The organism is Bradyrhizobium sp. Arg816, assembly GCF_029989365.1.
Taxonomy (GTDB): Bacteria; Pseudomonadota; Alphaproteobacteria; order Rhizobiales; family Xanthobacteraceae; genus Bradyrhizobium.
Window position 1 is genome coordinate 1 of the sequence record NZ_JAPRAQ010000008.1, and the last position, 21,163, is coordinate 21,163.

At 64.8% G+C, this 21,163-nt stretch carries 17 protein-coding genes; 9 read left to right on the forward strand and 8 right to left on the reverse strand.

The genetic code is table 11. The features are described 5' to 3' along the window. The first annotated feature begins 191 nt into the window (after nt 1-191). Both OWC48_RS20465 and OWC48_RS20470 read left to right on the forward strand, forming a co-directional pair. Complete coding sequence (locus OWC48_RS20465) at nt 192-1,586, forward strand: MATE family efflux transporter (RefSeq protein ID WP_282521590.1); 1,395 nt, start codon at nt 192-194, stop codon at nt 1,584-1,586. Nucleotides 1,587-1,608: 22 nt separating this feature from the next. After that, the gene (locus OWC48_RS20470) at nt 1,609-2,259 is read left to right on the forward strand and encodes a 2-hydroxychromene-2-carboxylate isomerase (protein WP_282521591.1); all 651 of its coding nucleotides are present in this window, start codon (nt 1,609-1,611) and stop codon (nt 2,257-2,259) included. Nucleotides 2,260-2,807: 548 nt separating this feature from the next. Here the strand turns inward: OWC48_RS20470 and OWC48_RS20475 are convergent. After that, nucleotides 2,808-3,923, reverse strand: coding sequence for an aromatic acid exporter family protein (locus OWC48_RS20475; protein ID WP_282521592.1), 1,116 nt, complete (start codon nt 3,921-3,923; stop codon nt 2,808-2,810). Nucleotides 3,924-4,042: 119 nt separating this feature from the next. Between OWC48_RS20475 and OWC48_RS20480 the strand changes: the two genes are divergently transcribed. Continuing rightward, complete coding sequence (locus OWC48_RS20480; protein ID WP_028155377.1) at nt 4,043-5,410, forward strand: MmgE/PrpD family protein; 1,368 nt, start codon at nt 4,043-4,045, stop codon at nt 5,408-5,410. Between the two features lie 190 nt (nt 5,411-5,600). Here the strand turns inward: OWC48_RS20480 and OWC48_RS20485 are convergent, their stop codons facing one another. From OWC48_RS20485 to OWC48_RS20495, 3 genes are all read right to left on the reverse strand, one after another. Beyond that, nucleotides 5,601-7,028 carry a serine hydrolase gene (locus OWC48_RS20485; protein WP_282521593.1) on the reverse strand — a complete coding sequence of 476 codons (1,428 nt, stop codon included), beginning with the start codon at nt 7,026-7,028 and terminating at the stop codon, nt 5,601-5,603. A gap of 142 nt (nt 7,029-7,170) precedes the next feature. Further along, on the reverse strand, nt 7,171-8,235 hold the full coding sequence (locus OWC48_RS20490) for a helix-turn-helix domain-containing protein (RefSeq protein ID WP_282521832.1): 1,065 nt from the start codon (nt 8,233-8,235) through the stop codon (nt 7,171-7,173). 62 nt (nt 8,236-8,297) lie between these two features. Then, on the reverse strand, nt 8,298-8,870 hold the full coding sequence (locus OWC48_RS20495; protein ID WP_282521594.1) for a GNAT family N-acetyltransferase: 573 nt from the start codon (nt 8,868-8,870) through the stop codon (nt 8,298-8,300). Nucleotides 8,871-8,934: 64 nt separating this feature from the next. Here OWC48_RS20495 and OWC48_RS20500 point away from each other — a divergent pair, with 64 nt between their 5' ends. From OWC48_RS20500 to OWC48_RS20510, 3 genes are all read left to right on the forward strand, one after another. Next, nucleotides 8,935-9,852, forward strand: coding sequence for a pirin family protein (locus OWC48_RS20500; RefSeq protein WP_282521595.1), 918 nt, complete (start codon nt 8,935-8,937; stop codon nt 9,850-9,852). A gap of 78 nt (nt 9,853-9,930) precedes the next feature. After that, nucleotides 9,931-10,845, forward strand: a complete 915-nt coding sequence (locus tag OWC48_RS20505) for a phosphoribosylaminoimidazolesuccinocarboxamide synthase (protein WP_014490995.1) — start codon at nt 9,931-9,933, stop codon at nt 10,843-10,845. A gap of 457 nt (nt 10,846-11,302) precedes the next feature. After that, on the forward strand, nt 11,303-13,516 hold the full coding sequence (locus tag OWC48_RS20510) for a SulP family inorganic anion transporter (protein ID WP_282521596.1): 2,214 nt from the start codon (nt 11,303-11,305) through the stop codon (nt 13,514-13,516). A 95-nt stretch (nt 13,517-13,611) separates the two neighbouring features. Here OWC48_RS20510 and OWC48_RS20515 read toward each other — a convergent pair whose 3' ends face one another. Beyond that, complete coding sequence (locus OWC48_RS20515) at nt 13,612-13,977, reverse strand: nuclear transport factor 2 family protein (protein ID WP_282521597.1); 366 nt, start codon at nt 13,975-13,977, stop codon at nt 13,612-13,614. Continuing rightward, complete coding sequence (locus OWC48_RS20520) at nt 13,974-14,894, reverse strand: NAD(P)H-binding protein (protein ID WP_308776825.1); 921 nt, start codon at nt 14,892-14,894, stop codon at nt 13,974-13,976. Before OWC48_RS20520 ends, OWC48_RS20515 begins: the two co-directional genes overlap by 4 nt. Before the next feature lie 552 nt (nt 14,895-15,446). Here OWC48_RS20520 and OWC48_RS20525 point away from each other — a divergent pair. Further along, nucleotides 15,447-15,824, forward strand: coding sequence for a helix-turn-helix domain-containing protein (locus OWC48_RS20525; protein ID WP_282521834.1), 378 nt, complete (start codon nt 15,447-15,449; stop codon nt 15,822-15,824). Nucleotides 15,825-15,836: 12 nt separating this feature from the next. Here OWC48_RS20525 and OWC48_RS20530 read toward each other — a convergent pair whose 3' ends face one another. Both OWC48_RS20530 and OWC48_RS20535 read right to left on the reverse strand, forming a co-directional pair. Next, nucleotides 15,837-17,330, reverse strand: coding sequence for an NAD-dependent succinate-semialdehyde dehydrogenase (locus OWC48_RS20530; RefSeq protein ID WP_282521598.1), 1,494 nt, complete (start codon nt 17,328-17,330; stop codon nt 15,837-15,839). 112 nt (nt 17,331-17,442) lie between these two features. Further along, nucleotides 17,443-17,763 carry a hypothetical protein gene (locus OWC48_RS20535; RefSeq protein WP_028150598.1) on the reverse strand — a complete coding sequence of 107 codons (321 nt, stop codon included), beginning with the start codon at nt 17,761-17,763 and terminating at the stop codon, nt 17,443-17,445. Between the two features lie 345 nt (nt 17,764-18,108). On the opposite strand from OWC48_RS20535, the gene OWC48_RS20540 reads away from it, so the two are divergent. Both OWC48_RS20540 and OWC48_RS20545 read left to right on the forward strand, forming a co-directional pair. Next, nucleotides 18,109-19,302 (forward strand): serine hydrolase, encoded by a 1,194-nt coding sequence (locus tag OWC48_RS20540; RefSeq protein ID WP_282521599.1) that lies wholly within the window; start codon nt 18,109-18,111, stop codon nt 19,300-19,302. A gap of 118 nt (nt 19,303-19,420) precedes the next feature. Continuing rightward, complete coding sequence (locus tag OWC48_RS20545; protein WP_282521835.1) at nt 19,421-21,115, forward strand: AMP-binding protein; 1,695 nt, start codon at nt 19,421-19,423, stop codon at nt 21,113-21,115. Nucleotides 21,116-21,163 lie beyond the last annotated feature (48 nt).

Consider the following 21,163-nt stretch of genomic DNA (forward strand, 5'->3'; position numbering starts at 1 on the left):
CCCCTTCGGCATCAGCGCTTCCACAAAGCTCGGCTGTCCCGTCTGCTTAACCGCCATCGCTACCCTCCAAGGCTTTGCCCGAGGGAATCACAATTGACGAATTACGCAACAGGCCCACAAGGGGAGAGGGGAAGAGCCATCTCGCTTTCTGGGCCATGTTTTCGACGTGCGGCTGTGCTATTGCAACCGCCATGCTCGACACCGTGCAACCTCGTCCGCAGCCGCAAGCCGGCGTGCCGCAGAACCATCTCGCCGAAGAGTTCGTCGAGACGCTACGGCTGGCCGTGCCGCTGATGCTGACGCAGCTCGGGCAGATCGCGATGATCACGACCGATCTCGCGATGATCGGGCGGCTCGGCGAGGATGCGGTCGCGGCCGCCGCGCTGGCGCATACGGTTTATTTCGTCAGCTTCACCTTCGGGCTCGGATTGATGGCTGCGGTGTCGCCGCTGGCCGCGCAGGCGTTCGGCGCCGGCGACGTCAAGCGTATCCGCCGCTCGCTGCGCGCCGGCCTGTGGGTCGCACTCCTGATCTCGCTGCCGATGATGGCCTCGCCGCTCTATGGCGAGCGCATCTTGCTGGCGCTCGGACAGGCGCCGCAATCGGCCGCGCTCGCCCAGCGCTATCTGAACGGGTTGGCCTGGGGCATCGCGCCGGCACTCGGCTTCATCGCGTTGCGCAGCATGATGAGCGCGGTGAACCGGCCGCAGCCGCCGCTGTGGATCACCATTGCGGCAATCCCCGCCAACGCGGCCCTGGTCTATTGCCTGATGCACGGCCTGTTCGGCCTGCCGGAGCTCGGCCTGTTCGGCGCGGGGCTTGCGACCACGCTCGTCAATCTCGGCACCTTCCTCGCTGCGCTTGCCATTGCCGCATGGCGCAAGCCGTTCGCCGACTATCATCCGCTCGCCCATCTCTGGCGCATCGACTGGCCGCTGATGCGCCAGCTCGTCGCGATCGGCGCGCCGATCTCGTTCTCGCTGCTGATGGAATATGGCCTGTTCTCCTCCGCCGCACTGCTGATGGGACTGATCTCGACCACGGCGATCGCCGCGCACCAGATCGCGCTCCAGGTCAGCGTCGTGCTGTTCATGGTCCCGCTCGGCATCGGCATGGCAGCGACGGTGCGCGTCGGCCATGCCTTCGGCCGCGGCGACATGGTCGCTTTGAGACGCGCCGGCCTCGTCGCAGCCGTGCTCGGGATCGCGTTCGTCTCCGCCCTGACCGTCGCGGTCATCCTCGGCCGCTACGAGCTCGGACGGCTGTTCTTCGGCCGGAGCGAGGCCAGCGCGGCGACGGTCGAGCTGACGGCAACGCTGCTGCTGGTCGGCGCGACCTTCTTCATCGCCGACGGCCTCCAGACCATCGTGGGCGGCGCGCTGCGCGGCATCAATGACACCAAGATGACGCTGGTGTTCGCCGCGATCGGCTATTGGTGCGTCGCATTTCCCATCGCCTGGCTGCTGGCCTTCAACGCCGGGCTTGGCGCGGTCGGTGTCTGGATCGGTTTCTCGATCGGGACGTTCGTCTATGCCGGGCTCCTGATCTTGCGATTCCGCGAGCTGACGCGCAAACTGGCAGGATGATCGGGATCATGGAGCCGGTGCGATGACCCTGTCCGTGGACCTCTTCTACTCCTACCGCAGTCCCTTCAGCTATCTGGCGCTGCCGAAGACGCTCAAGCTCGTTGAAGAGTACGATCTCGCAGTGAACCTGCGGCCGGTCTATCCGCTCGCCGTCCGCGTGCCCGGCTTCTTCAAGAAAGCCAGCCCGAACTTCATTCGCTATGTGGTGCTCGACAGCACGCGCGTGGCGCAGCACGAGGGCATCCCGTTCCGGTTTCCCAGACCGGATCCGATCGTGCAGGACAAGACGACGTTCGATGTCGCCGCCGAGCAGCCCTACATCCACCGCCTGACCCGGCTGGGTGCCATGGCACAGCTCGAGGGACGCTCGCTCGCATTCACCGACGCGATCGCACGCGTGCTGTGGGACGGCTCGGTGGCGGGCTGGAACGAGGGCGATCACCTCGCCCGCGCCGCCGAGAAAGCCGGCTTCGATCTCGCCGCGATGGATGAATCGGTCAGCGCCGACCCCGATCGCTACGAGCGGGTGATCGCCGAGAACGAAAAGGACCACGCGGCCTCGGGCCATTGGGGCGTGCCGACCTTCGTGTTCGAGACCGAGCCGTTCTTCGGCCAGGACCGCATCGACCTGCTGGTCTGGCGCATGCAAAGCAAGGGCCTGGCACGGCGGTAGGCCTTTACGCACAAATACGCCAGCTCGGCTTTGCTCCCGAAAGTCGACGTTCAAGCCAACATCGATGCATGCCGCCCTCGGGCCAATTGCCGAAGTAATCGTGTCAAATCGGATACCGCCATTTCAAGGCTCGTCGCACGAGCAAGAGCGCCGCGAGCACGATGACCAAAATGACGAGATAGGCAGCGACGGCCCACCGCTCGTGTGGCAGGTAACTCGGGGCCATCATGAGCATCAAGAGCATGCATAGGAGTGCTGTTTGTGCGTAGAAGAGTGGCGAGCGCAGCATTCCCGTTGGTTTCAGTTCCGCGAACCGGTCGCCAGCGCACGTCGCGCGACGGTAAAGAAAGACTAAAACTGCGAAGGCGACAATCCAGGCCATACAACTGAGCTACCAGTGCCGGATTTAGGACACGTCAGCGCACGGCGGACAAAGCAATATAATGGTCCCTGATATCTGCCTTGGGTTATATTCCGCTGATCACAGCCAAGTCGGGCGACATCCGCCTTGCGGTCGGAAGACAACGTTTAACAGCTTAGTCCACGGCTCATTCCGCCACGCGCGCGGACTTGTCGGTCGAGGCTTCCGACCATTCGCCGACGACGCGATCGAGATCGCAGAGGTTCTGGTGCATCTGCTCCAGCGAGAAGCCGATCGCGAAGAAGCGCTCGGCGGTGTCGCCGGGGTGACCGCGGAGCAGGCCGTCATGACGGACGGCGGCGACGGCCTCGGCATAATGCTGGAGCGCGACGTGGACCGGATGGATCGCCGGCGCGCCGGCGCCCTCGCGCAAAGCAGCAGCGGCGGAGCGAAGGAATCGCGCGATCACGGTCGAGACTTCCGTCAGCGGGGCTGCAAGCCGCATCTGCACCTCGGCCGGCAGCGGCACCACCGTGGCACGGCCGATCATCACGACATCATGGCGCAGCCGCAGCACGGTGCGCAGCAGCGGGCCGGTGTCGGGCCCGCTCGACAGTCGCGCGGAGCGCTCACGCTCAGCTTCGGCGCCGATGGCATTCATGCCCACCATTGCCGTGCCGATGCCGTCCTGGATCCGGTGCAGCGCGTCGTTGTCGCGGCCGCGCGTGAGCCCCGCGAGCAGTTCGGTGAAGGCATCCGCAATCAGCTCGAGCAGCGTGGCCGCGCTGGCGCGGATCTGCCGCACGGCGCGCGACGGCAGCACCAGGAATGAGACCAGCAGGCCGGTGATGGCGCCGACCCCGACCTCGCTGACGCGGTCGATCGCCGACGCCAAGGGATCGGAATGATGTATGGTCGGAACCAGCAGCACGATGATGGCGGTCACCGTGGCGGCGTTCAGGCTTGGGTTGATCGCGGCCACGAAGGCGAGCGGCGCGACCGCCAGCACCAGCAGCCCCAACAAACCGGCTTCGGTCGAATAAGGGATCAGGATCGCGATGGCGCCGCCATAGAGGGCGCCGCCGATGGTGCCGAGCACGTAGTCGCGCGTCGCCTTCAGCGAGCGGCCGACGCTCATCTGGGTCACGATCAGCGAGGTCAGGACGGCCCAGAGCGGCAATAGCAGATGCAGCGCGGTAGCGATCGCATAGGCGGCCACCGCGGCCACCGTGACCCGGATCGCCAATCCGAGTTGCGTCCGCCGTGATCGGATCCGGTCGAACAGCTGTTTTGCAAATGCCATCGTCAGAAGTCCCGATCCCTTTGAAGCCAGGCAAAAGCATGGCTAATGCCCGCGGCCCCAAGGCCGCTTGAAAGGCCAAATCAGCCCGCCTAACTTGCGCGCCAAAACGAGGAAACACGATGGCTCACGAAACCGCAACGCTCGCCGCCTATGTCGTCAATCTGAAATACCAGGATATTCCGGCGGAGGTGCTGGATCGCGCCAAGGTGCTGACGCTGGACTTCCTCGGCAGCGCCATCCGGGCCCGCAGCGAGGCGGAATCCACACCCTCGATCCTGAAGATGCTCGAAGCGCTCGCGCTCGACACCAAGGGCGAGTCCACCGTGTTCGGCGACAGCAAGACCTGGACACCGGCGGTCGCGGCGCTGCTCAACGGCGCGCTCGGCCATTCCCTCGACTTCGACGACACCCACGCCGATTCCTCGCTGCATCCGAGCGCGCCGGTGGTTCCGGCCGCCTTCGCCGTCGGCGAGATGGTCGGCGCGTCAGGCCGCGACGTGCTGACCGCGATCGTCGCTGGCTATGAGGTCTGCTGCCGGCTCGGCAACGCGCTCGACCCGACCTCGCATTATGCGCGCGGCTTCCATCCGACCGCGACCGCCGGCACCTATGGCGCGGCGGCCGCCGCTGGCAAACTGTTCGGCCTGTCCGAGCAGCAGATCATCGCCGCCTTCGGCGTCTCAGGCAGCCAGGCCGCGGGCTCGCTGCAATTCCTCGTCAACGGCGCCTGGAACAAGCGCTACCAGGTCGGCGCCGCCGCGATGAATGGCGTGATCGCCGCGACGCTGGCGCGCAACGATTTCGTCGGCGCGACCGAATCGGTCGAGGGCAAGCACGGCCTGCTCGCCGGCTACACCGACGATGCGCATCCCGACAAGGCGGTGGCCGAGCTCGGCAAGACCTATGAGACGATGAAGATCGGCGTAAAACCGTATCCGAGCTGCCGCTACACCCATGCGGCGATCGACGCGCTGATCGCGATGCGGCGCGAGCACAATCTGACGCCGGACCAGGTCAAGCGCGTCGAGATCGGTTTGCATCGGAACGGCATCACGCTGACCGGCGATGCCGCGACCAAGCGGCATCCCACCTCGATCGTCGGCGGCCAGTTCTCGATGTTCTTCACCGGCGCGCTCGCGCTCGACCAGGGCTCGTTCGGCTGGGACGACTACAACCGCCTTGGGGACGCCGCCATCGACGCACTCGCCGACAAGTTCGACGTGGTGCAGGACGACCGCCTCGAGGTCGGCCGCACCCATCCGTTCGGCGCGCGCGTCAGCATCACGACGGACGATGGCGTGCATGAGCGGCTCTATGCCGATCCTTCCGGAGAGCCGAATTCTTTCCCCGATGCGCAGGCGATGCAGCAGAAGTTTCTGACGCTGGCACGCCCGGTGCTGAACGCGCGCGCGGAGAAGTTTGCGGACGCGATCATGACGCTGGAGCGGTTCGACCGCGTGGCGAAGGCCACGGAGCTGGGGAGGTAGGAGCCGCGGCGGCGGCCACTTACCCTCCCCTGGAGGGGGAGGGTCGGCTCATATTGAGCGCAGCGAAATATGAGACGGGGTGGGGTGACGGTCTCTCCGCGACGAACAGCGCCCGTGCGGAGAGTTCACCCCACCCCGCTCGCGCTGCGCGCGATCGACCCTCCCCCTCCAGGGGAGGGTAAGAAAGACCTCAATCCACCCCCGCCATTTTCCCCTTCTCGCGCGTGGCTGCCACCACATCCCGCACCAGGTCGAACACGCCGTCCGCTTCCGGCGGCCAGTTGGGCGAGCGGCCCAGCCGCACGATCACAAGCCGCTCCGACGGAATAACGATCGTGTACTGCCCGATCGTACCCTTGGCGAAGAAGGCATCGCGCGGCCAGCCGTGCTCGACGCGGAAATTCGCGCCAAAACTGTCGTCCCGGTTGGTCCAGAAGCCGGCGCCGATGCCGACCCAGGCATTCGGCGTGGCCGTGGCGGAGTAACTCACCCATCCCGCCGGCAAAATACGCTTGCCGCCGGCGACGCCGTCATCGAGATAGAGCTGGCCGAAGCGCCCCCAGTCGCGCGCGGAGGCCAGCATCTCGCTCGATCCCTCGATCGTGCCGGCGCCGTCGAGCTGGAGCGTGACGTGGCGCATGCCGAGCGGCGCGAACAATTCACGGCGCGCAAAGCGCAACGCGTCCGCAGGACTGCCGCCGGCGGCGTTGCGGATCAGGTGCGCGAGCATGATGGTGTTGCCGTCGTGATAATTCCACACCGTGCCCGGCGCGGTCGCAAGCGGCATGCTGGCGGCATAGGCGGCCATGTCGTCCTCGATGAATTTCATGCGATTGACCGGTTCGAAGGCGGAGCCGAGCGAAGCCTGCAACGAGCTGCCGAGCGCGAGGCCCGCGGTGTGCCGCAGCAGCTGGTCGACGGTGATGGCGTGGCGGGGATCGTCCGGGTTTTTCCAGGCGGCGACCGGCGCAGGCCCATCGAGCTTCAACTTGCCCTGGCGCACGAGAATGCCTGTTAGCGCCGAGATCACCGACTTCGTCATGGAGAAGCCGAGCAGGGGCGTCTCCGGCCCGACACCATCCGCATAACGCTCGGCGATGACGCGGCCTGACTTCATGATGACGATGGCGCGGGTGCGGCGGGCGGGCGGCTGGGAGGGTTCGGTGAAGGCGCGATCGAGTGCGGCTGATAGCCCCTCGCTTTGCGGCGGCACGACCGAAGGTCCCGCGATCTCGGGGAGCAATGCGGGCTGCTTGTCGTCGGCCGGCGGCGCGACGTCGGCGATATCAGCGCCGTGCTCGAGCGTGCAGCCCAGCCCCTCGCGATAGACGGCATGGCTGCGGCCGAGGCCGAACAGCGTCACGGTGACGTCCTTGCGCACCCGGTCGATCCGGTAGTCAATCGCCCAGGTGATCAGGCTAGTCCCGGGCATCGCGTCGGTGGTCTCGGCAAAAGTCCGCTGCGGATCGAGGCCAGAGACGAACGTCTCGGCGCAGAGGATGTCGGCGAGGAAGCCGGTGGCGACCTGCGGCGCGTTGCGCGCGCGAGCCGCGCCGAATGCGAGGCCGATACAGGCGATGGCGGTGGCGAGGAGGATGATCTTGCGGCGGCGGGTCACGGGCTTTCTCCGGCTGGGGCATGTGCCGGGAGGAAGCCGGAGCAGGCGGAGGAGTGCTCGCCGGATTTGGAAAATGGACTGGCTGAAACTGAACCGGGCTGGTCGATTCTGGAATTTCGGCGTGATTAGAAAGGCTTAGAACTTATGCCGCACTCACCTTGAGCCGCCGGTATTCCGTCGGCGTCACGCCCGTCACCGCCTTGAAGGCCCGGTTGAAGGGACCGAGCGACTGGAAGCCGGCATCCATCGCGATGGTGATGACGGGGACCTCGGCCTGCGCGGGATCGGCGAGCGCGGCCTTAGCTTCCTCGATCCGGTGGTTGTTCAGGAATACATTGAAATTGCGGTAGCCGAGCCGCTGGTTGATCAGCCGGCGCAGCCTGTATTCGGGAATTTTCAGCCGGCTCGCCAGCACGCCGATGGTGATGTTCTCCTGGCGATAGATCCGCTCGTCCGCCATCAGCCGCATCAGGGCATCGATCAGCTTCTGGTCGACGGCTTCATCGGTGGCTGCCGGATGGCTCAGAATGACCGCCGGCGTGATTCCCGTATTCGCCGGAAACAGGTCGGCGCCATCGACACGCATCATCGCGTAGGCGATGGCCGCGACGACGCAGGCCAGCACGCCGGCATTGATGGTGTTGGCGGCATTGCCGACGTCGCTGCCGGCGACGGCAATCTGGAGCAGCGCGTTCAGTCCGCCATAGAGCGCGGCGGCGCAGACGATGAAGACGCGGGCACGCCGCCGGCGCTCGACCAGGTCGGCCGGCCACGAGGCGATCGTCTGCCCCACAGCGAGCGCGATGAAGCCGAGCACGATCAGGTTCACCACGGTGACGGAGAACCGCACATGGCCGCCCGGCGCGATCCAGACGCACCCGGCGAAGCTGAAGGCCGTCACCAGTCCCCAGACCAGCCCGTGCCACCGGCGCAGGCGAAAATCGTCGTCGAACAGCGCGCGCGTGAACAGCCAGAACACCACGATGTTGCCGGTCGACAGCGCGATCAGCGGCGCATGCCAGGCCGGCACCAGCGACGTCACGCCGACCGAATAGCTCACCGCATGCGCGGCCGAGCCGAGCGCGAAGGCTGCGCCGAGGCGAGCCGCCAGCACGTTGCGGAAGTCCGAGAACAACGACGCCGCCAACACCAGCAGCAGCGCCACGGCGCCGGCGCGAAAGGCGAGTTCGAGATGGGCAAGCAGCATCCGGTCGACCCGATCGCGCACGCAGGCGCGTGACGCGAACCTAGTTCAGATCAAAGACCGATTCAATTTCGCCGGGTCCACGCGGCGCGCGACGTGATCCAGGCGTCGGCCGGCTTGCCGAACAGATCGATCTCGCGCTCCTTCCGGGCGCCCAGGCTGCGCGCCACGCCCTGCGACGGCGTATTCGTGCTCTCGATACAGTGCATGATCTCGTCGATCTCAAAGCTGTCGAACACCCAGTCGATCGATGCGCTGGCCGCTTCCACCGCATAGCCTTTGCCGCGGAATTCCCTGGCGATGCCCCAACCGACCTCGAAGCCGGGCCAGCCCGGCGGGCACCACGGACCAACCCGCCCGATGTAGCTGCCGCTCGATTTTTCCTCGACCGCAAACATGCCGAAGCCGTGGAGCGCCCAGTGTCCGGAGATCACGGCCGCGTTACGCCAGCCGGCAATCTCGGTCGTGACCGGCTTGCCGTCGGCGGCGATGAAGCGGGCGGTGCCGGGATCGGACAGCATCGCGGCGTTCGGTGCAATATCGCCCGCGCACCATGGCCGCAGGATCAAATGTTCCGTCTCGATTCTGGGGCCTGTGACCTCGAGCAGCCTGGCGCCTGGCTTGAGCGGTGGGATCATCGGTCTCCTCCCGTTCCCGACATTGTTCTGTTACGATCATACCAGCAAGAAACAGGAGACCACCATGAGCTGGCAACCCTCGAACGATCCCGTGCTCGGCGATCCCATGTCCTGCGATGCGCTCGATCTCGTCATCGTGCCGCGCACCCGCGACCTCGGCGACGGATTCGTGGTGCGGCGCGCGCTACCGCATGGCAGGCGGCAGATGGTCGGGCCCTACATCTTCTTCGATCATTTCGGCCCGGTGCAGTTCGTCTCCGGCAAGGGCATGGATGTGCGGCCGCATCCGCATATCGGGCTTGCCACCGTCACCTACCTGTTCGACGGCTCCATCATGCATCGCGACAGCGAGGGCAACGTCCAGGAGATCGCACCCGGCGCGATGAACTTGATGACCGCAGGCCGCGGCATCGCCCATTCCGAGCGTACCCCGGACGCGCAACGCGCCTCGGGCCAGCAGATGCTCGGCCTGCAAAGCTGGATCGCACTACCGGCCGGATCCGAAGAGATCGCGCCGTCGTTCCAGCATTACGGCGCCGGCGATCTGCCGATGATTTCCGAGCGCGATTTTACCGCGCGGGTGATCGCGGGCTCCGCCTTCGGCATCACCTCGCCGGTTACGATGGTCTCGCCCTGGTTCTACACCGAGGTCACGGCGGTCGCGGGCGCCAGCGTGCCGCTCGACCCCGACCACGAGGAGCGCGCGATCTATGTCGTCGACGGCGAGGTCGAGATCGCGAACGAGCGGTACGAGGGGCCGCGGCTCCTGATCTTCCGGCCCGGCGACCGCATCACCGTGAAGGCGTTGAAAGCGACGCGCATGATGTTTCTCGGTGGCGATGCATTGGAAGGCCCGCGCCATATCTGGTGGAATTTCGTCTCCTCCAGCAAGGAGCGGATCGAGCAGGCCAAGGAGGACTGGAAAACCGGCCGCTTCGCCGGGGTTCCGCAGGAACATGAGTTCATTCCGCTGCCGGAATAGGCTATCCCGATTTAGGCCGTACCATCCAGTGCGGCCTGAATCTCCTGTCCGATGGACTTGTCTGCGAAGGCCCTGCCGATGACCGCCATGCTCTCCAGCGACCTGCCCCTACCCAAGATCGGACGCGGCAAGGTGCGCGATATCTACGCCGTTGACGACGACCGCCTGCTGCTGGTCACCACCGACCGCATCAGCGCCTTCGACGTCGTGATGGGCGAGACCATCCCGATGAAGGGCGCGGTGCTGACCCAGATCAGCGCATTCTGGTTCAACGAGCTCGAAGGCGTGGTGCCGCATCACATGATCAGCGCCGACGCCGACGAGATCATTGCCGCCGTGCCGGCCTTGAAGCCGCATCGCGCCGAGATCCTCGGCCGCGCCATGCTGTCGCGCCGCACCACCGTCTTCCCGATCGAATGCGTGATCCGCGGCTACCTCTCGGGCTCCGCCTGGAAGGAATATGCCGCCAGCGGCACGTTGGCCGGCGAGAAGCTGAAGGCGGGCCTCGTCGAGAGCGAGAAGCTCGCGCCGTCGATCTTCAGCCCGGCGACCAAGGCCGAGACCGGCCATGACGAGAACATCACCATCGCGAAGATGCGCGAAGTCGTCGGCGACGAGGTCGCCTACACGCTCGAGAGCATGACGCGCGCGGTCTATACGCTCGGCGAGGAGCTCGCCCGCGAACAGGGCATCATCATCGCCGACACCAAGTTCGAGTTCGGCCGCGACAAGGACGGCCGCATCATCCTGATCGACGAAGTCATGACGCCGGATTCTTCGCGGTTCTGGGCCGTCGATGCCTACAAGCCCGGCCAGCCGCAGGCGAGCTTCGACAAGCAGCCGTTGCGCGATTATCTCGACGTCGAGCGCCACGCCGGCCGCTGGAACGGCGACGCGCCGCCGCCCCCGCTGCCCGCCAGCGTCGTGGATGCAACCAGCAAGCGCTATCTGGAAGCGTATCGGCGCGTGACGGGGAAAGAGCTGAAGATCTAAGCCCGGCTGTTTCGTCTCGCTCCGTCATTGCGAGCGAAGCGAAGCAATCCAGAATCTCTCTGCGGTACCGGTCTGGATTGCTTCGTCGCTTCGCTCCTCGCAATGACGGGATTGGAAAGCTGTCCGCTACACCCTCAACTGTCATCGCCCGGCTTGACCGGGCGATCCAGTATTCCAGAGATGGCGATGGGATACGGAGAGGCCGCGGCGTACTGGATTCCCCGCTTTCGCGGGGAATGACAGCGGTGGGTGTGGAACGGCTTTCTGGCACAACATCGAATGTTGCGGCGCAGGCTTCGTTTTTTCCGTCCACCATATGGTTGACCATTCACACGTCGTGAACGGAGATCCTCACCGCAGAACTGTCGGATATTTCACAGTTACAAGAATCCAGTTGCGCTAAGCCCGTACTCGTCTACGTCTCGGGACGGGACTTTTCAGGGGCGAGCGCAACGGCGTGACCGATCCAGCAATTATTTTCAGTCCGGCTTCGCGATTCAATCCGGCCCTCAAGCGTGCGTTGAATGATATATTGGGCGGAACGGCGGCCAGCGTCCTGACCGTCACCTTCGGGCTGTCCTATTCGCTGCTGATCTTCGCCGGGCCGCTCTCGCCTTACCTGTCTTACGGAATCACGGCGACTTTCGTCAGCTCCGCGGTGCTTGCGGTCGTCATCGGGCTCGGCAGCTCCCTGCCCTTCGCAATTGGTGCTCCCGACAGCTCGACCGCGGCGGTGACGGGAATTCTGGCGGCCTCGGTGGTCGAGCGCCTCGAGACGGCGAACCTGTCGGGACCGCTGCTCTCGCCGGTTCTCATCACGCTCGGCCTGTCGACGGTGCTGACCGGATTGGTGCTGTGCGGATTGGGCCTGACGCGGCTGGGCCGCGCCATCCGCTACGTGCCCTATCCCGTCGTCGGCGGCTTCCTCGGCGCCACCGGACTTCTCATCGCCCTGGGCGCGGTGCGGGTGATCACCAACCACCCGCTCCAGTTCACGACGCTGCCGCACTTCGCCAACGGCACCACATTGCTGGAACTGGGCGCCGCCTGCGCGATGGCGCTGGTGCTGTACCTGACCTGGCATCGCTCGCGCAGCCCGTTCGGACTGCCGATCATCCTGGTCGGCGGCGTGCTCACGGCGCATCTGGCGTTCTGGATCACCGGCGTTTCATTCGATCACGCCCGCGCCCTGGGCTGGACGTTTCAGCCGCCGCCGCAGGCGGTCTTCGTGCTGCCCTGGCACACCGACGATCTCGCCCACTATCCCTGGTTTGCCGTGCCGGACCTGCTCGGCAACGTGGTTGCCGTCATCTTCGTCACGGCCTCCAGCACGCTGTTCAACACCACCGGCATCGAGGTCGCCGTGCATCGCGAGGCCAATCTGGAGCGCGAGCTGAACGTCACCGGCGCCGCCAATATCCTGACCGGCATGCTGGGTGGCTATGCCGGCTGCAGCTCGATCAGCCGCTCGATCCTCAATTTCTCCAGCGGCGGCCGCGGGCGCCTGTCCGGCCTGACCGTCGCGGCACTGTCCCTGCTGATGCTTGCCGTCGCGCCCGATCTGCTCGGCTTCATCCCGAAATTCGTCATCGGCGGCCTCCTGCTCTATCTCGGCGCCGACCAGCTCCACAAATGGATCATCGAGTCGCGCAAGCGGCTGTCGAAGCTCGAATATCTCTCCCTGATCGCCATCATCGTCATCATCGTGACCTGGGGCTTCGTGCCGGGCATCCTGATCGGCGTGATCATCGGCTGCGCGACGTTTGCGTTCAGCGCCGCACGGGTGGAGTCGATCAAATACAGTTTCGACGGCTCGGAATATCGCTCTTCGCTCGACCGCTCGCGCGACGACCAGGACGTGCTGCTGGCCCATGGCGGCAACATCCAGGGCCTGAACTTGCAGAGCTATCTGTTCTTCGGCTCCGCCAACCGGCTCTACCAGCACGTCAAGCAGCTGCTCCAGGAGCGCCCGGAGTGCCGCTATCTGCTGTTCGACTTCAAGCTCGTCACCGGCGTCGACTCCTCGGCCGCCTACAGCTTCGCCCAGATCAAACGCAGCGCGCATGACCTCGGCGTCGAGCTGATCCTGGTGCACCTGTCGGCGGCGGCCGAGAAGGTGCTGCGCTCCAGCGACTTCGTCGGCGAGGGCGTCACCATCATCGGCGAGCTCGATCATGCGCTGGAATGGTGCGAGAACGAACTCATCTCGCAGCATCAGGGGCTGGTGCAGGAAGAAGCCAGTTTGCGCGACTGGTTCACGGGGATACTGGACAGCGAGGCCGACGCCGACGCGCTGATCCACCGCTGCCAGCGCCTCGAGGTCGAGGCCGGCGACATCATCGTGCAGGCCGGCGACCCCGCCGATTCCATGCATTTCATCCTCGACGGCCGCGTCGGCATCATGGTCCCCGCCGACGACCGCACCACGCGCGTGCGCAGCCTGGGGCGCTACACCACGATCGGCGAGATGGGACTGGTATCGAACACGCCGCGCAGCGCTACGATCCAGGCCGAGGTCGCCAGCGTGCTCTATGTGCTCAACACGCACCAGTTCGATGCGATCAGGGACGAGGACCCCGCGCTCAGCCACAAGCTGCTGACCTATTTCGTATCGGTCATGGCCGAGCGGCTGACGTTCGCGAACAGGACGATCGCGGTGCTGCGGCGGTAGGGCCGCCGTAGCCCGGATGGAGCGAAGCGCAATCCGGGATCTCTCATACCGCTCAAAAGTCCCGGACTTCGCTTCGCTCCATCCTGGCTACGAGGCTATTGCTGCGGCGGATTTACAAATCCATGAAGCTGCCGAATGCGGTCACCATCCAGCACCGCCATGTCGACGCCTGTGGCGGCAGGTGTTGCGGCTCCGGGCGCAGCCAGCGTCCAGCCGAACAGGACCTGATCGTGATGCGCGTTTACGTGACCTGCGAGGGTAAAGCGGAGATCCGGAAGTCTCGCCTGCAAGGCTTCCACCAGGCGCTCGATCGCATCCTTTCCAGCAACCGAGTCATTCGGATCGATATAGACGCACGCGTCGCTGAAGACTCCGTCGATCAGCAACCGGCGCTTCCCGACATCTCTCTCGTTCCAGACCGCGATGTAGTTCTGGACGAGATTGGTCACCTGTTCGCTCATTTTGTTTCCTTCCCTGTCACATCCATGCCTGCCACTTGCGAAAGTGTGTCGCGGACCATCGTGTCCAGACTGCTCGCGGTCACGCCCAGCAGTTTCTCGGTATCGCCGGCATCGAGCAAAAGCGGCTTTTCGAACAAATAGGCCATCTCGATCCCTTCGCTGAAGCCGATGCCTTCCAGGTCAGCCGGGGCGAGCCGCGACAGACCAGGAACGTCGATCTTCAACGCGGCTGCGAATCTCTGTACCAGTTCGCGCACCGACGCCGACTGTGACGGCACGTGAAAGGCGCGGCCCCATTCTCCGGTGAAGCGCGACGCCGCGACCAGCGTCTTCGCCGTGTCCTTGGTGAAAGACCAGGCATGCGCGGCATCCGGATCGCCGAGGAAGGCAACCGGCTCGCTCCTAAGCAGCGACGGCAACGCCAGCAGGGAAAAATAGGCGACTGCGCCGTCGCCGAGATAATCGCTCGCCCGCACTTCAAGGGCGGGAACGCTCGATCGCAACGCACGCTGCCACATGATGTGCCGGGTCGTACCCTTTCGGGTGGTCGGGTCCGGCTCCAGGTCCGGCGTGAGAGGGCTCGCAGCCCCCGCGCCATAGCCGTAGACATTCCCGACCACGAGCAGCCTGGCACCAACCTGCTCCGCCGCCTTGACCGTTCCGTCCATGATCGGAAAGAAGTCGGTCGGCCAACGATGATAGGCCGCCATGGCGCACATGAAGATCGCATCCGCGCCCTTGCTGAGGGCCGCCAGCTGTGCGGCATCGGTGGCATCCGACGAAACCGTACGCACATCGCCGGCATTGAGCGATCCGGCATTCCTGCTGGTCAGGATGACGCTGTGCCCCTCTTCCGCAAGAAGGCGCGCGGCTTCGCGCCCGACCGGGCCGGCTCCGACAATCACGTAATGACTCACTTGGCATCCTCATTTGCCACGAAACGACAGATGAGTTCTTTGACGTCGGCGCCGTTGAAAATCGCGCACGATGCGCCAAATATCGAACACGTTCCGCCAAGATCTGGAGCCTGGCCCATGCGTGCGAGATCGAGTTCGGCGTCAACATCGGCCGGCACCACCGCCGCGGCTAGGCGAACCGAGCCAGATTCCGTCGCGCTGGAGCCGATCGGCGATCACCGGATCATCATCCATCTCAGTCCCGCGACGCGCTCACTTTGTCTCGAGACCGGCGCCAAGTTTCTGCGTCAGGCCGGCGATATCGATGTGATTCCGTCCGGCGCCATCGGAGGCTTCGTGGCTGAGACGCCCTACCAGTCGCTTCAGATCCGGCTCGCACCAAGCATGCTGGACCATGCCGCATCAAGGAGTCGACAATTGGCAGCCGCCCGACTCACGCATCATCATATGTTGCGGAATGACCGCATCTTTCTGCTTGGACAGGCTCTCGAAAGCGACGTGAAAGCGGGCTCGCCGAGCGGTCCGCTGTTTGCCGAAAACGTGGGAATGGCAATGGCGGTCGAATTGATCGACCTGGCGAATGATCCGCCGGGAGAGGCCATCCGCCTCTCGAACGCGCAGCTCCAGAGAGTCCTGACCTATATCGATGCAAATCTCGACCAGCCGCTCACCATCGACATTCTCAGCCGCGAGGCCGGCGTCAGCAGCTCGCATCTACGGACCTGGTTCAAGGCGGCCATGGATGTCACGATTCATCGCTACATCCTGAGAAGGAAAGTGGAGCACGCACGCCAGCTCCTCCTTCAAGGCGATCGCAAGCTAAGCGATGTTGCCCTCGAAGCGGGCTTTGCCCATCAGTCTCATCTGGCCAAATGGATGCGACGCGAGCTCGGACGCAGTCCCAGCGAACTGCGTCGAAGCAAGGACTGATCGGCGAGGGTCTCACACCCCCGCCATCATCACGTATTTGATCTCGACATATTCTTCCATGCCGTGACGGGAGCCTTCGCGGCCCAGGCCGCTTTCCTTGACGCCGCCGAAGGGGGCGACTTCGGTCGTGATCAGGCCGGTGTTGACGCCGACCATGCCTGACTCAAGCGCTTCGGCGACGCGCCAGACGCGGCCGAGATCGCGGGAGTAGAAGTAGGAGGCGAGCCCGAACGGCGAGGCGTTGCACATCGCGATGACATCGGCCTCGTCCTTGAAGCGGATCACCGGCGCGAGCGGACCAAACGTTTCTTCCTGCGCCACCAGTGAGTCCGGCTTGACGTCGGCAAGCACCGTCGGCTCGAAGAAGGAGCGTCCGAGCTCGCTGCGCTTGCCGCCGGTCACGACCTTGGCGCCGCGCTTGACGGCGTCCGCGATATGGCGCTCGACCTTGTCGACCGCTTTCAAATTGATCAGCGGGCCCTGCGTGACGCCGCTCTCGATGCCATCGCCGATCTTCATCGCCGCGACCTTCTTCGAGAGCTTTTGCACGAACTCGTCGTAGATCTTGTCCTGGGCGTAGAGGCGGTTGGCGCAGACGCAGGTCTGGCCCATGTTGCGGTATTTCGAGACGATCGCGCCTTCGACCGCGGCATCGATATCGGCGTCGTCGAACACCACGAACGGCGCGTTGCCGCCGAGCTCGAGGCCGAGCCGCTTCACGCCGACGGAAGCCTGCTGATAGAGGATCTTGCCGACCGCGGTCGAGCCGGTGAAGCCGACGAAGCGCACCGCCGGGTGCTCGCACAGCACCTTGCCTATCGGCGGCGCGTCACCGGTGATGATGTTGAGCACGCCCTTGGGCACGCCGGCCTTCTCGGCGAGCACGGCCAGCGCCAGCGCCGACAGCGGCGTCTCGTTGGCGGGCTTCAGCACCACGGTGCAGCCGGCCGCCAGCGCCGGCGAAACCTTCCGGGTAATCATCGAGTTCGGGAAATTCCACGGCGTGATGGCGCCGCAGACGCCGATCGGCTGCTTGATCGCGAGCAGGCGCGCATCGGGCCGCTGCGTCGGGATGGTCTCGCCATAGACGCGACGGGCTTCCTCGGCGAAGAACTCGATATAGGCGGCACCGATATCGACCTCGCCGAGCGCCTCGGAGAGCGGCTTGCCCTGCTCGGAGGTGAGGATCAGCGCGAGGTCCTCACGGTTGGCAATGATCAGCTCGAACCATTTGCGCAGGATGTTGGAGCGCTGCTTGGCGGTGTGCTTGGCCCAGGCCGGAAAGGCGCGCTCGGCGGCTTCGACCGCCTTGGTCGTATCGTCCGCACCAAGCTGCGGGACTTTCGCGAGCTCGATGCCGGTCGCGGGATTGTTCACCGCGAAGACCGGCGAGCCGACCCAGGCGCCGTCGATGTAGCAGGCCTCCTTCAGCAACGACGGATCCTTCAACCGGTCGCGCAGATTGGACGTAGCTTGCGGGGCGCGTGCGGCGGCAGTCGGGGTCATGGCGTTACTCCTCGGGGCGCGATCGGATTGGCCCCAAATATAGGGACAGACGGCGGGCAATGCACCGTCCCGCAACGCACATCTGCTGGGAGTTAAAGTGGCAACGGCGCGGTTATGCCGCGCCACTCATATAGGTCTCGCGCCGGCCGATCATGCGCTCGGCGGCAGCCTTGGCGTCGGCCTTCGAGGACGTCGCGCACGTCCGGTATTCGAGATCGGGAACGTCGGAGGTGTCGCGGCGGCCGAACCAGGATTTCGAGCCGACCGGCAGCAGCGCCAGCGCCTGTGCCAGATTGTCGACGGCGCCGAACGAATAGAGCGCGCCGGTGCCGGCGATCCGGACCTCGTAGATGCCGGGCGAAATCGGCGCCTCGAGATTGTCGCCCCGTCCGGGACGGGGATAGCGCTTCCATTCGCTCCAGGTCGAAATCATCTGAGGTCCCCCGCGGTCGTGACCGACCGCCAATATTTGCATCAAGTCTTAACGTTGGCCGTCGATTGGCCGCATGCGGAAACGCCGCAACGCACAAAATGTTTCAAGTGCTTCAAACACGTGAAACATATCGCCAGAGCCCATCCACGGTCACGGTGAGTTGCGGCCATCCACCGCAGATTGTGACGGAGTGTTGCAGTTCAGCCCTCTCTCGTCCTGTGCAGACCACCGACCGTCAAGTCACGACATCGCGACCGGCGCGGGCATCTGGACGCGCTTGCCGCGCGGACCGTGCAGGAGGACAATCATTCGCTTCCAACAATAATCAAACCGGAGGAAACGCGTATGCAAAGCAAAGCCCAGATCGACGAGATCCTGCGCCAGAAGAGCGACGCCAAGGAGATTCCCGGCGTCGTCGCGATCGCCGCCAGCGGCAGCGACGTGATCTATCAAGGCGCGTTCGGCAAGCGCGACCTGTCCAAGCCCGATGCGATGACAGCGGACAGCGTGTTCTGGATCGCCTCGATGACGAAAGCCGTAACGAGTGCGGGCGCGATGCAGCTCGTCGAGCAGGGCAAGCTGTCGCTGGATGCGCCGATCGGTTCGGTGCTGCCCGACCTCGCCAAGCCGCAGGTGCTCGAGGGTTTTGATGCCAAGGGCGAGCCGAAGCTGCGACCGGCGAAGGGCGCGATCACGCTGCGCCAGCTCATGACCCACACCGCCGGCTTTTGCTACGACATGTGGAATGCCGATTTCGGCGCCTACATGGAGAAAACCGGAACGCCCGGGATTATCACCTGCCAGAACGCCGCACTGAAGACGCCGATCATGACCGATCCCGGCACGCGCTGGGAATACGGCACCAATATCGATTTCGTCGGCAAGGCCGTGGAAGCGGTCAGCGGCAAGCGGCTTGACGCATATCTGCGCGACAATCTGTTCGCCCCGCTCGGCATGAGCAACACCGGCTTCAAGATCACCGACGACATGCGCAAGCGGCTGGTCGGCATGCATGCGCGCGGCGAGGACGGCCAGCTTGGCGCGATTCCGTTCGAGCTCGAGCAGAACCCCGAATTCCACATGGGTGGCGGCGGCCTCTATTCGACCGCGGCGGACTACATCAAGTTCACCCAGATGGTTTTGAACAAGGGCCGCGGCAACGGCAATCAGGTGCTGAAGGCCGAGACGATCGCCATGATGGGCCAGAACCAGATGGGCGATCTCAACATGACCAAGCTGGCGACGGCGGCGCCGATCTACACCAACGACGTCGATCTCTATCCGGAGCAGGCGAAGAAATGGGGCCTCAGCTTCATGATCAACACCGCCAAGACGGCGGAAGGCCGCAGCGCGGGCAGCCTCGCCTGGGCGGGCCTCGCCAACACCTATTACTGGATCGACCCGGCGCGCGACGTCACCGGCGTGATCCTGATGCAGCTGTTGCCGTTCGCGGACGGAAAGTGCCTTGAGACGTTCGCAGGCTTCGAGCGTGGTGTGTATGCCGGGCTCGATGCCGGCAGCGGGAAGAAGGCGGCCTAACCCCTTAGTATGAGGCGCGCGGCGTCGCGCGCCTTCGCTGCAATGGATAACCTCGTGCCAAGGCCATCGGCTTCAGGCACGAGGCAAGAGCTTTGAGGAGACGAGCTTGGCGGACAATTTGGCTGACAAAGCCGACAGCTATGTTTGCGGCATCTCGGACACGCCGCTGCTCGGCGAAACCATCGGTCGCAGCCTCGACCGCGCTGTGCGGCGCTGGGGCCATCGCGAGGCGCTGGTCTCGCCAAGCCACGACGTCAGGTGGACCTGGACGGAATTTGCCGAACGGGTCGACGCGCTCGCCGCCGGCTTTCTCGCGCTCGGCCTCGAGCGGGGGCAGCGGATCGGCATCTGGTCGCTGAACCGGCCGGAATGGACGCTGACCCAGTTCGCCGCCGCCAAGGCCGGCCTGATCCTGGTGACGATCAATCCCGCCTACCGCTTGAGCGAGCTGGAGTTCGCGCTGCGCAAGGTCGGCTGTAAGGCGATCGTCACGGCGACCGCGTTCAAGACCAGTCATTACATAGAGATGCTCAACACGCTGCTGCCGGAACTGGCCGGCGCCAAGCCCGGACAACTAAACGCAGCGCGACTGCCGGACTTGCGGATGGTGATCCAGATCGGTGGCCCCGTAGCACCAGGCACGATCCCGTTCGAAGAGGTCGCGCGCATCGGCGGAGCGCAGCATCGCGAGCAGCTCACTGCACTCGGCGCTGCCTTGCAATTCGACGATCCCGTCAACATCCAGTTCACCAGCGGTACCACGGGATCGCCCAAGGGCGTGACGCTGACGCACCACAATATCCTCAACAACGGCTATTTCACCGGACGTGCGATGCACCTGACCGAGCAGGATCGCATCTGCATTCCGGTGCCGCTCTATCATTGCTTCGGCATGGTGATGGGCAACCTCGCCTCCGTCACGCTCGGCACGACGATGGTTTATCCCGGCGAGGGTTTCGATCCGCTCGCGACGCTGCGCGCGGTCGAGCAGGAAAAGTGCACGGCGCTATACGGCGTGCCGACGATGTTCATCGCGGAGCTCGACTACCCCGAATTCCCGAAGTTCGACCTGACATCGCTGCGCACCGGCATCATGGCGGGCGCGCCCTGCCCGATCGAGGTGATGAAGCGCGTCAACACCGAGATGAACATGCGCGAGGTCACCATCGCCTATGGCATGACCGAGACCAGTCCGGTCAGCTTCCAGAGCGCGACGGACGACCCGCTCGAACGGCGCGTCTCGACCGTCGGACGGATCCATCCGCATGTCGAGGTCAAGGTCGTCGATCTCGAGGGCAGGATCGTCAAGCGCGGCGAACGCGGCGAGCTCTGCACCCGCGGCTACAGCATCATGCTGGGTTATTGGGAGGAGAAGGAAAAGACGGCGGACGTGCTCGATGCCAATGGCTGGATGCACACCGGCGATCTCGCCACCATCGACGATGAAGGCTATTGCAACATCGTCGGCCGCATCAAGGATCTGGTGATCCGCGGCGGCGAGAACCTCTATCCGCGCGAGATCGAGGAATTCCTGTATCGCCACCCCAAGATTCAGGACGTGCAGATTTTTGGCGTGGCAGACGCCCGCTATGGCGAGGAGCTCTGCGCCTGGATCAGGGTCAGGCCGGGCGAGACGCTGACGGCCGAAGAGGTCCGCGCGTTCTGCGACGGCCAGATCGCGCACAACAAGATCCCGCGTTATGTGGAGTTCGTCGACGAGTTTCCGATGACCGTGACCGGCAAGATCCAGAAATTCGTGATGCGCGATGCGGTGGAGCAGCGGTTGGGATTGAAGGCGGCGAAGACGGCGTGAGCTGAGTGCTCTCGCCACAGCGCGACTGTCATTCCCCGCGAAGGCGGG

Bases quoted from the DNA above. Each gene is read 5' to 3' on its own strand.
- OWC48_RS20465 (WP_282521590.1), top strand. From the start codon at position 192: ATGCTCGACACCGTGCAACCTCGTCCGCAGCCGCAAGCCGGCGTGCCG.
- OWC48_RS20470 (WP_282521591.1), top strand. From the start codon at position 1,609: ATGACCCTGTCCGTGGACCTCTTCTACTCCTACCGCAGTCCCTTCAGC.
- OWC48_RS20475 (WP_282521592.1), bottom strand. From the start codon at position 3,923: ATGGCATTTGCAAAACAGCTGTTCGACCGGATCCGATCACGGCGGACG.
- OWC48_RS20480 (WP_028155377.1), top strand. From the start codon at position 4,043: ATGGCTCACGAAACCGCAACGCTCGCCGCCTATGTCGTCAATCTGAAA.
- OWC48_RS20490 (WP_282521832.1), bottom strand. From the start codon at position 8,235: ATGCTGCTTGCCCATCTCGAACTCGCCTTTCGCGCCGGCGCCGTGGCG.
- OWC48_RS20495 (WP_282521594.1), bottom strand. From the start codon at position 8,870: ATGATCCCACCGCTCAAGCCAGGCGCCAGGCTGCTCGAGGTCACAGGC.
- OWC48_RS20500 (WP_282521595.1), top strand. From the start codon at position 8,935: ATGAGCTGGCAACCCTCGAACGATCCCGTGCTCGGCGATCCCATGTCC.
- OWC48_RS20505 (WP_014490995.1), top strand. From the start codon at position 9,931: ATGACCGCCATGCTCTCCAGCGACCTGCCCCTACCCAAGATCGGACGC.
- OWC48_RS20515 (WP_282521597.1), bottom strand. From the start codon at position 13,977: ATGAGCGAACAGGTGACCAATCTCGTCCAGAACTACATCGCGGTCTGG.
- OWC48_RS20525 (WP_282521834.1), top strand. From the start codon at position 15,447: ATGGCGGTCGAATTGATCGACCTGGCGAATGATCCGCCGGGAGAGGCC.
- OWC48_RS20530 (WP_282521598.1), bottom strand. From the start codon at position 17,330: ATGACCCCGACTGCCGCCGCACGCGCCCCGCAAGCTACGTCCAATCTG.
- OWC48_RS20535 (WP_028150598.1), bottom strand. From the start codon at position 17,763: ATGATTTCGACCTGGAGCGAATGGAAGCGCTATCCCCGTCCCGGACGG.
- OWC48_RS20540 (WP_282521599.1), top strand. From the start codon at position 18,109: ATGCAAAGCAAAGCCCAGATCGACGAGATCCTGCGCCAGAAGAGCGAC.